The following is a 15,378-nucleotide window of genomic DNA, read 5'->3' as shown; positions in this document are numbered from 1 at the left end:
GCAAATATCATGAAAGAAAAAAACATAGAAAAAGAGTCTTGGGAACAAAAGGTTCCCATGTGGCAAAAAGTGACGGCCTGCCTCAACATATTCATGTTGTTAGGCCAGCTGATGCTCCCCACAATTGGTTGGGCAATCACCAATGAGCAAGTAGCTGCGGAATTGTCAAACCCACAATACACCCGCTCGTACGTTAACGATGGCTACTGGTACAAAAAGTCAGATTACGTTGAGGATAAGGTTAATACCTCAACCACACAAAACATTGGAACTTTCTTTAAGCGACTTAAAGATAATTACAAAGTGGCTTTACAGCCTCCTGTTATGATACCGATCCAAGTCCAAGGAATAACGGTAATTATTCCACATTACCCGCTGCAAGAAATGGTCGGTGACAACTTTGTACAGTCTCGCTTTATTCGCTCGCAAATATATAACGAACTAAATCGTAATTTGCTGATTGGATACACCAGTGAATCAAACCAAATAAATGATTTATATAATAAGGCATATGAATTCTCTAAAACAGGTGCCGCTAAATTTGGAGATGCCATATCACAGGCGCAAATTGATAAATTTGGCAAAAACTTTATTTGGCCTGAATCGAGAACAATCGGCTCAGTTAACGTGCTAGTACCAGTTGTACACTTAACTTCAAATACCATCAAAGCGCAAGAAGTCAATGGCCACCAAGTAGAGTTCCACGGCGAGAGCAATGAATTTAAATCAATCAATGTTGATACTGCTAACCTATACACGTACCGTAATGCGTTAATAAGATCTGTTGAAAACATTACTGTCACAGACGGCAGTATAATCGCAGATGGCGACTTAAACCTCTTAGCCGGTGGTACCGTTGCAAATCTGTCTAGTCACTTTTCTGCGTCGAAAAACGTTAAAATTTTCGCCAACAATTACGTACAGAAAACACTTGTTCATCGATATGAAACCCCCTACTCTCAAGGTACACGCCTAGGAAAAATTGCCAAGCTAGAAGGCAATAATATCTATATCAAAACCAGTAATGATATTGTGCTAGAAGGCGCTCAAATTTCAGGTAATAATATTGCACTCAATGCCGGAAACAACATCATTATTAAGTCGGCTAAAGAGACTTATGCTGGTAGTCAAACACGACCAGGTTACTCTGAAAACACGCAAACAGTTGAACATCTCGTATCTCGCCTAACCGCTGAAGACAGCATCAAACTGCTTGCTGGCGGTGTTGTCGAGCTTCATGCGGCAAAATTACACGCAGATAAAGGCGTCATCCAAATCCTCGCAAATAACGGGGTTTACATCGCAAATGAATTTAACGAATATCAACGCGATATGAACCGTAAGTGGGGGAAAACAACAGAAACAGAACAAGAGTTCGAAACCATTGCTATCCGCTCTGCATTGGATGCGGGTAAAGGTGTTCTCATTGCGTCTCAATATGGCGATATCACACTTAAAGCAACTGAAATCACGTCAACCGACGGCACTCACATCGATGCTCGCAATGGCAGAGTTAATCTTCTCATGGCGAAGCAGCAAGATCATTACTTTTACCACAAAATAAGGAAAGGTACTTGGAAAATCAAAACAGAGACTATCCAAGATACTGAAGATACAGCCGTATACAATGAAATCGTTGGTGGCGTAAAAATTAACGCAACACATGGCATCACTATTGAATTTGGGCAACAAGAAGGCCAGTCTGTCTCTAATATTGTCAATGGCTTTGCATCAAGTAAAAGCTTGAGCTGGATGTCTGATCTTTATAATGACCCTGAATATGCATGTCCTCCACAATCATTGACCTCAGCGCCGAGAAATATCAATCCTTATGCGTTTGAAGCAATAAAAGCTGATCCTGAGTTCAAGCAGTGTAACAGCATGCTAGATGTCGTGTATACCAAGCTTGAAAGGATCAAAAAGCATGAAACGACCAGTGCACTAAGCCCAGCAGCAATGGCAGTCATTGCGATAGCAGTTTCTGTTGCAATGGGACCAGCAGGTGCCGGAATTACAGGTTCTAATGGTGCTATAGCCACGGCTGTTGGTAAAGGTACTTTCTCGGCTGCGGCTTTATCAGCAGGTGCTGCAACGCTTACTACCCAAGCAGCTGTCAGCTTGGCAAATGGCGAAGGTATTGATGGTGCCATTAAGTCTATTACTGAAAGTGACAACTTGCGTTCGCTTGCGATTTCAATGGTCACCGCTGGTGTGATGCAGGAGTTAGATGGACTTGATTTCTTCGAGTACGATCCTAACGCTCCTCTTATGAGCACAGACACATTAATCTCTCTAGGCAATCAATCACTGCAAGTTGTTATCGAGTCTGCCGCAAAAGCGGGTATTGAGACCGCTATTTCAGGCGGCAGTATTGACGACCTATCAGATTCGTTTGTCAATGCACTCAAAGCAAGTGCTGTCAGCGCTCTAGGAGAAACTTTAACGGCCAATATAGAAAGCACCTCTTTGTCAACTGCTGCGAAATACATCGCGCACGCAGCAACAGGATGTTTACTCGCTAATGTCAATAGCCAACACTCTAACCGCTCTCAGCAATGTGCAGCAGGTGCCGCAGGTTCTGTAGCAGCTAAGTTTGTTGCAAGTCAATATGACCCTCAAGTTGACAAGCTCACAGCACAAGGTGAAGCGACAGCAGCTTGGGTAGAGAAGCATGTTGGTATAGATGCAACGCAAATGTCGCAGGAAGAACTGTATGCGTATATGAATACAGCACGCCTGACGCCTCAAGAAATTTATCAATGGGGTAGCATGAAACAAGCGATGAAAGAGCTTGGTGCAATTCAAGCGCAAAGTGCTGATTTAGCTAGATTAGCCGCGGGTCTTGCAGCTTTCGTCGCAAAAGGCTCAGCTGAAGTCATCAATAGAACGGCAAATCAAGGTACAGCCATCACTCGTTCAGCATTGATCAGAGAGATGTCACCTCAATACCAAAGAGCAACAGCATTACTTGCCGTGCTAGAGCATCACAATATTTTACTGCATGCTCGTGCACACCGCTTTACTGTAAAAGAAGCATTAGATGCAGGTGTACATATCCCGGACGCATTTAAAGGTGTTCACTATCAAAACATACCACTGACAGGCGCCGATCTAGAGTTACTGCAAGACATCGCCATAATGGATACTTTGCAAAACGGAACACCTGAACAAGTTGCTGAACTGACTAAGCAATATGGTGCATCTGTGGTGGCCAAATACAAATCTACCCAAGGGCAAATTATCCACTACGACTGGGGGGCACTGGCCAAGCGAGCACGAGACACAGATCCGTACACCGCCTTTAAACAAGCTAAAAAGGATATTTCAGATAAACAGTATGACACAGTACAAGGTATTACCGAGTTAAGAACGCTGTTTGATAGAAAGGAAGAAAACTATATAGCTTATGTTCCGCTGATTGATAGCTTGAGAAATTTCTCAAGTGCACCGCTTACAATGGTGTTTGGCGGGGTTAAATATGTTGGTCATTTGTTGAAGAAAAATAACATAGAGCAATATAAGAAAATTGATCTTGAATTAGAAAAAACCAATTTTGCGAAAGCTCTACAAGCAAAAGCAAAAGACTTGTTAAAGAACGGAGATGGTAAAACACCATTGCCTCATAACCGTAAGGCTATTTCTCAAGCATTTGCACCTGGTACCAATTTAGCTAAATCACCTGAGTTCTTTAACTTTACTGGGAAACCAAGTGAAGTTGGGAAAATGGTAAAAAAAGCTGAAACACATGTTGAATGGAAAGAAGTCAATAAAAGTATACTTGTCAAAGACCCTGAACAGTACGTGAAGTACATAGAAAAAGAGTTCTACAAAGGAGAGGAGCCACTGCACCCTATTATCAAGCAACGGATTTTAGATTACCTAAACACCGAGCTGAAAAAAGGCAATGGCATTGCTACGCAGGCTGGTGCCCCAGGGCTACACGCTGAAGTGCGAGCGGCAAATTGGTACTTGAACAATACATCCGCAACAGTCGAAGATATTACCCTTGCAACATACAAACTTTATGACAAAACGGGTAACCCGTTCCCTGCTTGTCAGAACTGTTCTGGTATACTGAAAGGGTTCAATATAATTACGGATTAAACACTATGATTAATAAAGGACATTTGCTCGTTATACATAACGCTTTAGTTGAGCAAAATGGTCTTTTACACTTTGATGGCACGCCGTTTAGCGGCGTTGCTATCTTTACCGAGAAAGGTAAAGTTGTGAAAAGACACTTTGTTGAAAAAGGTGTTATTGGCGATGTTTATCTAAGCCCTTTTTCTAAACAGGCGATAATCAATCAGCACCTCATAACCGATGAGTTAGTAGCAGAGCATATTGAGCCATTAATGGTCGAAGAAGACGTTTTTACGGGCACTCTGTATTCTCCACATCACAATGGCTGGGTCGAGTCAGAAAACGTCTATCGAGAGGGTATTTTAAGAGAAGGTATTTCATACCACATGAATACACCTCTTTATCATGAAGTGGCCATTGATACAGACAACACATCGCAAACATATGAGTTTTGTGAAAATGGCCATACTGTTTATTGGGATGTGGCGCCTTTTGATCACGAATTGGAACAAGAAACTGGAAGAATAACCTGTCAAAGTGATGATGATGAAAGCCTGACCGTGACATTGAGCCGATCTTTTTTAGATATCGTCGCGTTTCAAGAACAGGTTGTATTTCCCTCTATTCAATACTTAAGTTTAGACAATGGCATCAAGTTCTTTGATATAAACATTGATACTTTGTATTTGACTCAAATACCAGAACAATGCATGGAATTTGTGCATGACCTTTTCGCAAATCAACATATTAAATATGTGCATATTGACGGGTTTTGTGATGCTTGGTTAGAACCACTTAAGGTGGCCTATACCAGAGGGTTAAAAAAGCTGGATGTCAGATTCGATTGTAATATGGATAGCGCTGAATTACTTGCGTTTCGTGATACATACCTCCCAGACTTGGAAGTTATTCAGTAGCTGATTGCCCAATCAGTAATTTGGTTTCTACTGTACACTGACTAACAAACAAATAGGCTATACCAAAGCTTTATCGCTGGTATAGCCTATTCTTCTTTAACGATGTCAAAGTGCGTTCTTTAAATAACGATAAGAAATATCTGCTGCTAATTCACGTTGAGCTGACATGCACAGATTTACTTTTCGCTGTAGACACCTTTACTGTCCACGGACCTAATCTCCAAAAACCAATTTGTTGTTATCCAAGTCTCTAACGTAAGCTGAAAACTTAGGGCCTCGCTGTCTTGGCTCACCTTCACAAGTACCACCTAGCTCTATTGCTTTATTATAAAGCCGTGTCACCTCTGCAGCAGAGTCGACATTAAAACCCAACATAGTGCCATTGCCATTTGTTGCAACCTCGCCATCAAAAGGTGTGGCGACTGCAAAAGCCGAATCAGGATCATCGCCTTGCCAAAAGGTCATTCTGTTATTTGTAATTGTTTGTTTAAAAGGTGTCTGTTCAAATAGCGCATTATAAAAGCCCATCGCGGCTGCCATATCATTTGTACCGACTACGAAGTAGTTCATTTTCATCCCTAGATTCCTTTTACGACTTAATCAATTAGGCGGGAATGATAGATCAGCGCACTGACACCCAATGTCAGGAGCCTTGAAGTTGCAGTAAGACGAGAAAACTACGCTGCACCTTAGACAAACTGAGCATGTCTAACCCACTGTACCTCAGGCTAAAAACGGGTAAGTAAATAAGCAAAAGTGCAGCAGATTAAATACAAAGTGGATATATATGGGCACTAATATGTTATTGGTCTTTTGGTAACCATACGCACAACCAATGCCCAGTATCGTTGCAATTAAAGTATAGGCAAGGCCACCAGGAAAATGCACAACGCCAAACAGCACACCAGAGCAAAAGACCGTTAGCTTGTCACCAAGGTGATGATGTTTGAATGTATTTTTCATCTGCGTTTGTATAAATCCTCGAAAAAAAGCTTCCTCTGCGTAGCATGTTACAAACAAATTTGTGATTATCCACCCCACTAAAATTGGACTTAATTTAGGCTCCCACTCTACCAACCCTGACAATACGCCACCAGCTAACCCAGACACGATTGCCAAAGAGCTCAAAACAAACACCTTACCACTGTCTTTGCCCATTGACGTTCTGCCGCGAGGCACCACCAGCGCCAACAAAGCGATAGCAACCATTAGCTTGTCAAAGTTCAAATACTTTGAAAAAGGCACAGCATTGTTACTGACCATGTACGACTCAATCACTAACGGGTTGTTGAACCCTGGAAATGCATGAATAAAAAACAGAATTGAAAAAACGAAAATACCTATCCCTAGCAACCATTTGATCGCTTTGTGCTTGAAATGATTAAACCCGTAGCTCATTAAAAATAAGCTGGTGATACCAAAGGCCGCAATCATATTAATCACTTCAAAGTAGTAGCCAAGTAAGACTGACACACTAGCTAAACCAATAGCGGTACGGCGCATCAAAAAAGTGAGCGCTAAAAGGGCCAATAATGCTGGAAAGAAGGAAATAACAGTGCTTAGGGTAAGGGTTAGTCCAAACAGCTCAAAAGGTGAATTCATCTCAAACGCTACTTAACTTGTGCTATTGACACACAAGCGCATAAAAATGGTTAGTTGAGCGATATTGTACGTTAATTAATCCTATGAATTATATAAATTTTTAATATGGTTCTAGCCCAACTAAGCTGGGCTAGATCTTATTAGCAAATAATTTTAGTGGGACAAAACACAGGTGCGGTATGACATGCACCAAAGTCTTTGCTGTAAGCCGAAGCGCCACCACCGATTTGGCGTGTTTGCATGTTATTCAAATTTTTATTGCTGCTTAGTTTTTTTAAACTTACTTTGTTGAGCTTCATAATAATTCCTGTTGTTAATTTTCAACTTTTATCAAATAAACAAGCACGGCCTATTGCTGCGCTTGCCTGCATGACTGTGTTCAAAAAACATACACAATGCAAGCTAAAAAAGTTCACAATACATGCCAGAAGCTTTACATGTTTGTTTTATAAGTTATTTATTATATTGAAAATTTATCATAATACAGAAAAATGACAGCGCTAGACAACAATCTCACTTTTGTACTCATAATTGCAAGCAACAAGCATAAGATGCAAAAACTTAGGAGATGAGTAATTACTCAGCGTTATGATCTCTTCGCTATTGTCTTGCTTTAGCCCCCCACGACACAAATTAGCATCTTGTTTAAAAGTTATATTATGCAAATTGCTAACCGCGTATTGGAGCGCTCTTGTTGGAAACGTTTTTAACTAAAAAACGTGAATCAAAGATCCCTGTTTACATCACCAGATCAAACTGAGTATTTGCAACAACTTTACCATTAATTTGCAGTTCAACCTTGTGTATACCTGGGTAGTAGGTGCGAGTTGTAATCGCCTTGACAGCATGCTTCTTTGTAAGCTGTATCGACTCACCTGGATGAAGCTGAATTGACTTCCACTTGAATACTTTAGGAGACGTCGTGCCATTGGCTTTTTGATGATGCACAATATAATCTACTATCAAGGATTGCATCGCCGTACTATTACTTAGGATCTGAGCAGTCAGTTCGATATGAGCGCCAAAATTAAGCACAGGTGATGAAGTATTTAACGCTACCGATTGCAGTTTCACATCGCCATATCCAAACGCATTTAACGTCTTCATATGACCTTTTTTAATTAAGGTTCGACAGGCATGTTTGACCAATGCCTTTCGCTCCGCGCTGGCATTTTGAAGCCACGCTAAGGCGATGTCAGACACTCTATCTTGATGATCTTTAGCAATATCATTCAGATTGTTTGCTACAGATCGCCTAACATATTCGCTGGGATCGTCTTTCAATATTTCCAATAACTCAATCACAGGTTCAGGATCTACAATATACTGCTTTAATTGCAAGCCCCAAGGTAATCTCGGCCTACAACCTTCGCTTGCCAGCCGCCGTACATTGATATCCGAGTCAACAGCCCAGGTTTTCATCACTTCCAAGGTGCGCTCAGGCTCAGCAATTAAAAAATGCCGTATGGCGAATTCTGAGGTATTTCGCTTAGTCAGTTCTTTAAGTAAGTGCATCGAAAGCTCAAAATGGCCTTTACCTTTTGTGGCTACATAATCACTCATGGGGATGATTGCCCAACCAGAAATTCCATTCTCATTGCAAGCTGCCAGACTCCACTCCCCTTCAATTTGATCTCCTAAAGATCGCTCAATGATCTTCGCTGAGGCTTCAAACTCTTCTGGAAGATATACCTGCATCGCCTCGCAAATGCATTGACTGCGCTGCTTGAACTCTAGCTTATCTAAATCTCTTTCAATGTCATAAATGAAGTTTTCAGACTTAAAATCAGGGAATACACGGCGAAAATGAAACGCCATAAGACGAACAAGTTCTCGATCAAATACATTTTTAAATGGTTCTGGCATCTCGGTTTAATACTCAGCTGTGAAAATCGGCTCATTTATAGGCTAAACATAACATGTTATCCAATCTCAAAAAAATACCTATTCGACGCACTCTCAAATATGAAATTTATAAAAGATAAAAACCAACAAATAAATAATAAATACAATTGGTCTATCAAAAGCATTAACCCATTATCAGTTATTCCTTTTTAGGCATGACGATTTTTATTGTCATTAATATCTCGCTATTAATCTAGATGTATAATGGAGTTGAATTTCCTTTTCGTTTTTTCATCACACTACGTTTTGCAATTACATATAAGCAACTTGCACCTAAGAGCGAAAAAGCCATCACTTCGACTTTTTCGCTGAACTGCTTAAGATCAAAACCGGGTTACATTTCGCTAAAATACCTTGAATCTTAAACCACTCACAATGTAAAATAAATGTAACACCAATATTTGGAAGGGATATTCGCATGGGTAAATCCAAGCAAGACAGTACAGCGCACTACACAGCAGAACAACCTTCACAGCTGCATACCAATCAAAATAAAAAACGCTTGCCCGACAGACCTATTACCAGTGGTAAATTTTTCGAGGCTCTGAGAGATATTTATGTCCGTTACTGTGGCACAACTGCTGAACTAGACGCACCTGAGAGCAAAATAGTCGCTTTCAGTGTCGATTATGAAACAAGAAAAACAGATGGTTTATGGAGCACACACCCATGCTACAGAGTACACTTTTCTAATCAAGATATTCGACCTTTTTCGATACCAACTACAGTGCCGTCTTAAGCCAACCCTGTGCACTCTATCTTTTACTTCTTATCACTATGATGCCAGCACCTGAATAGCTGGCATCACCTATTAATTGCTTATTCCTCTTCTACTTTGAATGCAGTAATTGGTGGCACTGGATCGCCGTTTTCGTGGTCACCTACAATATAGACGTGCCCATCACGAATTGCGATATCACTGGGCTCCATCACATCCTCTTCATCGAGGTCAATCACCGCTACAATTTCGCCTTCAAGGTTTAACTTCAATACCTTGGTAAATTGCTCAGAGACAACATAAACAAATCCGTTATTGAAGTGTACCCCTTGCGCATCAAACTGGTAAATGCTGCCCTGTGTGTCTCCCGAATAAGTGATCGGGTACTTGGCTTTTACGTTAAACTCGCCATCTAAAACAATCAATATATCAGCCTGCTCTTCGCCGTTCTGATCTGGCACTACGTAAAAGTCACCGGACGTCGCATCATGTCCCAAACCCGAGTAACTATAGAGCGCACCTTGTTCGTCTGTCACCTCAATCTGAAACTCTTGGTGCAAAACATAGCGCTCCCCGACTCGATTAAATTGACCAACTAAGCCGCCATCAGCTAATGCAAAAAATACGTTATCAGCCCCTACTATTGCCTCTGTACAACCTTGATTGCAATTCACACTGTTAAAATCGATCTCATGCCGCTCCAACAACTTAAAATCCCTATCTAGGTGGAAAACTTCAGCTTGATCTGTGATCAAAGTCCACGACTGATCTTGGTTTGGCCAAATCCCGGAAGGCTGAGCAATCGCTTCATCTAACTCATATCTCTGCACAACTTCTAGGATAGCGGTATCCTCGATGGGACCATCTCCAATTAATTCAGATTTATCAGCTACAAGATAAATATTATTTTCCACATCTGGTGTACTTAAGACAACACGACCATCTGGCGCAAGCGCTATGTCATTAAATTCTTTCCCTTCAAAACCAGCCAGATGCCATGAAGCAATATGCTCAACTTCAGCACCTTGTGCTTGATAAGCCATTACCATATAGTCACCGTGGTCATGGGCGAGCACTATCAGCTGATCGTCGGCCAAAGCCAATCCAGCAATTGTGAACTCGCCAAGTAGCATAAATTTGGTCGCTACATCAGTTGACGCGTTAAAATAGGTGAGTGCATGTTGAGTTTGATCATACATCCAAATGTAATTTGGGTTTGATTCATCTATAGCAACTTCGGTGAACTCATCACTGTCTATCAACAGCCAGTGGTGGCTGGTATTGTCCGTTAAATTTAGCCGGTGAAGTGTACTGCTGCCTGTTACAAACCACACTAAATCATCGTGTCTCTCAAGATCTGTGGCCGCATTAGCAATGCTGCTATTCAAAGGGCTTGCATAGTAAAACAATTCAGACGCATCAACATCTATATAGCCATACTCTTTGCCAGCTTGATGCACATTAATCTTGGGCCAATTTACATCAATACTGGATATCGAATCTATATTTTGTTGGTCATCTGGATAAGTCACATATTGCGCGATAGGAAAATCTTCAACCATGATTTCATCCTGTTCGGGCACTTCAAGCCTGAGTTCTCGAAGCTGGGGCTGCACTACCGGCGACACTATATCTGTGTTCTTTGGAATAGTCCCCTTTAGCTTTTGTTGAAGATCATTGTCGCTACCACAAGCGCTAAGCAGTAGTGCAATCGATATTGCAGTGATTGATTTAGAAAATTTCATTACATTGGCTCCTTGTTAAAATTGCCACCAATGTAAAGGGGTGAATGTCAATAAAGTGTCGATAGAGCAAACATATTTTTTATTTAAAAAAACAGCACTTAAATGCGCGAGAAGGGTCAAATAATACTTTCGGGATCTGACGACACTTTATTGACATTTTAGTGCGTATACTAAGCAGCATAAGGAAGCGCAGCGACCGTAGCCTGTAATAATACTGCTGAGGATATATGACCAAATTGAGAATACTGATCGCCGAAGACCATTTAGATATCGCCGAAAATATTGGTGACTTTCTCGAGTTAAGCGGCCACCACGTAGACTATGCATATGACGGGAAAATGGCTGTATCGCTTATGGAGTCAGAGGTATTTGATGTGCTCATCATGGATGTTATGATGCCAAAACTCGATGGGTTACAAGCCACTCAGCGTATTCGTACTCTACCCTGTGGCGATATTCCTATTTTGATGCTGACCGCTAAAGATACCCTAGACGACAAGCTGCTCGGATTCAACTCAGGTGCTGACGACTACATAGTTAAACCCTTTGACATGCCTGAGTTATATGCGCGAATTCAAGCACAGGTCCGAAAGAATCAAAAGCAGTATCAGCACCATATCGTCGTAAATGGCATCGCGCTCAATGAAAAGACGCAATCAGCCGATATCGACAATGTCCCGCTTAATTTAAACCCAAGCACTTTTAAGATTATGTGGTTACTCACCAAAGCGCATCCTGAGCTAGTCGCCAAAAGTGAGATCGAGTTTGCATTATGGGGCGACCTACAACCACAGCGGGATATTCTCCGCAGTCACATCTACAACTTACGAAAATCTCTGAGTAAATGTAGTCATGAAGTATCTATCATAGGTAAACATGGTCAAGGGTATCGGCTTGAGCGAGCGTCAAATAAGGAACAAGAATGACACATTTTAGTCTCAGTCAACGGATCAAGCTGGCATATTCAGTGAGTTTTGTATTGCTATCATTGGTGAGTGTATTACTCGTGTTTGCAGCATCAAAAAAAATTGAAGATCATATTTTTGAAAAACAGTTACAAATAACCATCGCTCATTATTTAGCATCAAAGGAGCAAGGCGCTGTGCCCTATTTACCACCTCATATCAGTGTCTACCCGTCCATTTCAGATCTTCCCAATAATTTTAGCCAATACATAAATAACTGGACAGCAGGTGTCCACGAATTGAATCACCCCAATGAATTGGACTACCATTACGCGATTATTAATCACTCCCCTCAACAGTTTTTGGTTTTTTTATCTGATGTCAATGAGGTTGAACTGTCAGAAGAAACCGAGCAAATGATGATGCAGCTCATCCTCGTCGGCTTTTTAATTTTATTGCTGGTGTTTTTATTCTTTTTCCATGTCATTTTAAAACGGGCACTGGCGCCTATGTACTTGCTTATCGATCAAATTAATGCCCGTCAATCCAACCCGCAGCAACCCATTTCGTATCATTATCCCCAAGACAATGAACTCGGGTTATTGGTAAAAACACTTGTAGAGTACAGCCAACGCATTGAAAATTTTATTCGTCGTGAGCGCGAATTTACTGGCTTTGCTAGCCACGAGTTACGAACTCCGGTGACAGTCATTAAGGGGGCTTTATCTTTGCTACAGATGCAAGAAGTCACTGACAGCAAGTGGCAAAAGCCCCTAAAGCGAATTGAACGCGCCACAGGAAGTATGAGCGATATCATTGAAATGCTGCTCAGTTTGTCTCGAGAGCAACGAAGTATTGCGTGCGAGCCTGTTTGTTTGTCTGACGTGCTGTCGGCGGTTATTGCCAACTTTTCAGAGCGTGCAGCGAGTCAGGGTCAAGTGATTTCTCAAAACGGTGATTTCACTGCGCTACCAATGGTAGACAAGATCCCCGCCGAAATTGTCATGACAAACTTGCTGAGAAATGCGATACAGCATGGTTGCCACGGCCAAATCACCTTTGAGGCAAACGACAGTAATCTAAGTATAATCAACCCAATTAATACTCACCAAGATAGCAGACAGTCTGCTAGCTTTGGGCTAGGGAGCGTTATCATTCAACGTATATGTGAGCAACATCAGTGGCGCTATCAGGGTGATAAACGAGCTGAAACGTATAAAGCTATGATTGAATTCCAGCCACTTCAAGCAAACTCAACGGAGCTTAATAACACTGCATATTAAGCACTTCACAAAAATACGCATTTAGAGGCGAGTTTAAATTCATTGAGGTACAACTTAAACACGCTGTGATTAATAACTTATCAGAAAACAGGATTCGGATGATGGCATTTGGTTTACAGTCTTATTGCTTGTAAATCTAGCCAACACAGCGACCTAAATTAGACACCAATATTTGCCCGCCTGGCAGCCAACTATGCATAATGGCTAGCACATCGCCATTTTTGGTCTGAATTTTATATATACCTGATAACGCATACTCTTCGAACTCTAGTTCATGAAGCTCATACTTTGTTATTGCGCCGCTCTTATGATAGTAAACTCTATTATTTTTGATGACAAAATGGACCCCATAGTATTTTAAACACCGTATGTTCATAAACACGGTAAACACTAAATAAGAATAAAAAATCGCCTTTGCAACAATCAATAAGGTTAATTCAAAGCCTGTATAGATCCCAATATATGTAAAGCTTGCGATTACAATCGAAAATATACACATGACAGCGAGATGTAGCGCTTTAAACCACCCTGGTGTATCAATTTTTACTTCCTCGTTTAACATACCTCACCCACTTTAATGCCAACGTTCACTGTAACGATTGAGTTGTACCAATCACCACTACACACCTATGAAGCTAACAAAATAGGAGCTCAAGGCGCAATAACCTGAAAATACGTAAACAACAAAATTATCAAATGTTTCCATATATGCTTAATAAATTCAAAGCAATACCACTTATTTTTGCCAGAGTTTCACCGTAAACGAATGTAAAAATTAGCATATTTACTTTAACTATTATGAGCCATTTGATGATTACTGGCGCAAACACAAGGTATGGTCGAAAGAGCCGTGTGTCGTATTACGCTTTACTTTTTTATCTTTTTAGGTACAACGTTATAATATAACAATGCAAAAGGAGGTGTTCTGCAATGAATAGACGAGAACTTTTAATTGGTGCAGGGTATGGAATTGGCGCACTTGGCCTAGCTTCCTGCTCGGCTGTCCCCAACGTGATCCAATCAAAACAAAGCCGCTATCGCCATTATCATCCGGTTAAAGCTTCGATGCAAAGAGTGACCTACTCTATTGTCGGCCTGCGTCCATTTAGACCACAGGGTTATCGATTGGAGGCTGAACGACTTGGTAATAAAACCGTAGTGCACAACTATGGTCATGGCGGCGGTGGGATTAGTTTATCTTGGGGTACTTCTATCGTGGCAGCCCAGCTTGCAAGTAAACCCTTATCCCGAGACATTGCCGTGATCGGTTCTGGGGTTATGGGGATCACAACAGCATTGCTACTCGCACAACAAGGATTTAGTGTCACAATTTACGCTGAGGATTTTCCACCTAATACTACCTCAGATATTGCTGCCGCTGTTTGGCTACCAAGTAGCTACTTCGATAGAGAGATAGTATCTGATAAGTTTTTAGCACAAGACAAACACATTATCCGCGGAGCATTTTCGCGTTTTCTCACCTATATCAATCGGCCTAAGTATGGTGTCTATTGGCACAATTACCATTTACTTTTGCCAGAGATTCGGCACTTTAAAAGACCGTTGCCAGGGGGTAATGATTTGTACCCAGAGCTTGCGACAAGCACTGAAGACAACTTATTTGGTTACACATTTCAAAGCTATATGAAAGCGCTACTGATAGACCCTATGCTATACCTGCCAGCATTATTGCAAGACGCACAACTTGCAGGTGCGCAGTTAAAACAGACAACATTCAATAACCGAGATGAAGTCTTGGCGCTCAAAGAAAAAGTGATTGTAAATTGCACTGGATTGGGGGCAAGCAAACTATTCGATGATACCAGCATGTATCCTATACAAGGCCAAATGACGCACCTATTGCCACAGCCCGAAATAAACTACTCCTATGTTGTACCCACCTCTGAAGGTTACCTTTATATGTTCCCGCGCAAGGGCTCCATTGTGCTAGGAGGTACAGCGGTCAAACATGCTTATGGCATAACACCAGATGAAAAACTCACGAGAGATTTAGTCACAGGTCACGCAAATCTTGCAACTAAACTACATTTGTAAGCGAGGCCAAAACCCCTTTAAGTTTCATTTTTATTCTAAGATCGGGCCTTGATTGCAATGGCACAAGGCCCGCACACAGTTCCCTACTTCAATATAAAGGCGGCTCGCTGCCCGGCATCAATTAGCTGCTGTTTTGGCTGCACCAAACTCACATAAACACGCCCA

Annotated in this window: 12 protein-coding genes; 6 read left to right on the top strand and 6 right to left on the bottom strand. The window is 41.4% G+C overall.

The genetic code is table 11. The annotated features are described in order from the left end of the window. Positions 1–9 precede the first annotated feature (9 nt). Both N483_RS25620 and N483_RS25615 read left to right on the top strand, forming a co-directional pair. Complete coding sequence (locus N483_RS25620; RefSeq protein WP_023400396.1) at positions 10–4,104, top strand: DUF637 domain-containing protein; 4,095 nt, start codon at positions 10–12, stop codon at positions 4,102–4,104. Positions 4,105–4,109: 5 nt separating this feature from the next. Continuing rightward, complete coding sequence (locus tag N483_RS25615; protein WP_023400395.1) at positions 4,110–5,000, top strand: hypothetical protein; 891 nt, start codon at positions 4,110–4,112, stop codon at positions 4,998–5,000. Positions 5,001–5,213: 213 nt separating this feature from the next. Here the strand turns inward: N483_RS25615 and N483_RS25610 are convergent, their stop codons facing one another. From N483_RS25610 to N483_RS25600, 4 genes are all read right to left on the bottom strand, one after another. Next, positions 5,214–5,576 (bottom strand): VOC family protein, encoded by a 363-nt coding sequence (locus N483_RS25610; RefSeq protein WP_023400394.1) that lies wholly within the window; start codon positions 5,574–5,576, stop codon positions 5,214–5,216. A 147-nt stretch (positions 5,577–5,723) separates the two neighbouring features. Continuing rightward, positions 5,724–6,602, bottom strand: coding sequence for a CPBP family intramembrane glutamic endopeptidase (locus N483_RS25605; protein WP_023400393.1), 879 nt, complete (start codon positions 6,600–6,602; stop codon positions 5,724–5,726). A gap of 140 nt (positions 6,603–6,742) precedes the next feature. After that, on the bottom strand, positions 6,743–6,901 hold the full coding sequence (locus N483_RS27170) for a hypothetical protein (RefSeq protein WP_023400392.1): 159 nt from the start codon (positions 6,899–6,901) through the stop codon (positions 6,743–6,745). A gap of 439 nt (positions 6,902–7,340) precedes the next feature. Next, positions 7,341–8,468, bottom strand: a complete 1,128-nt coding sequence (locus tag N483_RS25600; RefSeq protein ID WP_023400391.1) for a DNA alkylation repair enzyme — start codon at positions 8,466–8,468, stop codon at positions 7,341–7,343. A gap of 457 nt (positions 8,469–8,925) precedes the next feature. Here N483_RS25600 and N483_RS25595 point away from each other — a divergent pair, with 457 nt between their 5' ends. After that, complete coding sequence (locus N483_RS25595; protein ID WP_023400390.1) at positions 8,926–9,246, top strand: hypothetical protein; 321 nt, start codon at positions 8,926–8,928, stop codon at positions 9,244–9,246. An 80-nt stretch (positions 9,247–9,326) separates the two neighbouring features. Here the strand turns inward: N483_RS25595 and N483_RS25590 are convergent, their stop codons facing one another. Next, positions 9,327–10,970 (bottom strand): hypothetical protein, encoded by a 1,644-nt coding sequence (locus N483_RS25590; RefSeq protein ID WP_023400389.1) that lies wholly within the window; start codon positions 10,968–10,970, stop codon positions 9,327–9,329. Positions 10,971–11,197: 227 nt separating this feature from the next. Between N483_RS25590 and N483_RS25585 the strand changes: the two genes are divergently transcribed. Together N483_RS25585 and N483_RS25580 are read left to right on the top strand one after the other, a co-directional pair. Continuing rightward, a complete protein-coding gene (locus N483_RS25585) occupies positions 11,198–11,896 on the top strand; it encodes a response regulator transcription factor (protein ID WP_023400388.1) in 699 nt (232 codons plus the stop codon). Continuing rightward, positions 11,893–13,158, top strand: coding sequence for a sensor histidine kinase (locus N483_RS25580; protein ID WP_023400387.1), 1,266 nt, complete (start codon positions 11,893–11,895; stop codon positions 13,156–13,158). Before N483_RS25585 ends, N483_RS25580 begins: the two co-directional genes overlap by 4 nt. 136 nt (positions 13,159–13,294) lie before the next feature. Here N483_RS25580 and N483_RS25575 read toward each other — a convergent pair whose 3' ends face one another. Continuing rightward, positions 13,295–13,720, bottom strand: a complete 426-nt coding sequence (locus N483_RS25575) for a hypothetical protein (RefSeq protein ID WP_023400386.1) — start codon at positions 13,718–13,720, stop codon at positions 13,295–13,297. Positions 13,721–14,088: 368 nt separating this feature from the next. On the opposite strand from N483_RS25575, the gene N483_RS25570 reads away from it, so the two are divergent. Then, on the top strand, positions 14,089–15,213 hold the full coding sequence (locus N483_RS25570) for an FAD-dependent oxidoreductase (protein ID WP_023400385.1): 1,125 nt from the start codon (positions 14,089–14,091) through the stop codon (positions 15,211–15,213). The last annotated feature ends 165 nt before the right edge of the window (positions 15,214–15,378 follow it).

It is taken from the genome of Pseudoalteromonas luteoviolacea NCIMB 1944, assembly GCF_001625565.1.
GTDB lineage: Bacteria > Pseudomonadota > Gammaproteobacteria > Enterobacterales > Alteromonadaceae > Pseudoalteromonas > Pseudoalteromonas luteoviolacea_F.
This window is presented reverse-complemented; position numbering and strand designations above follow the sequence as displayed.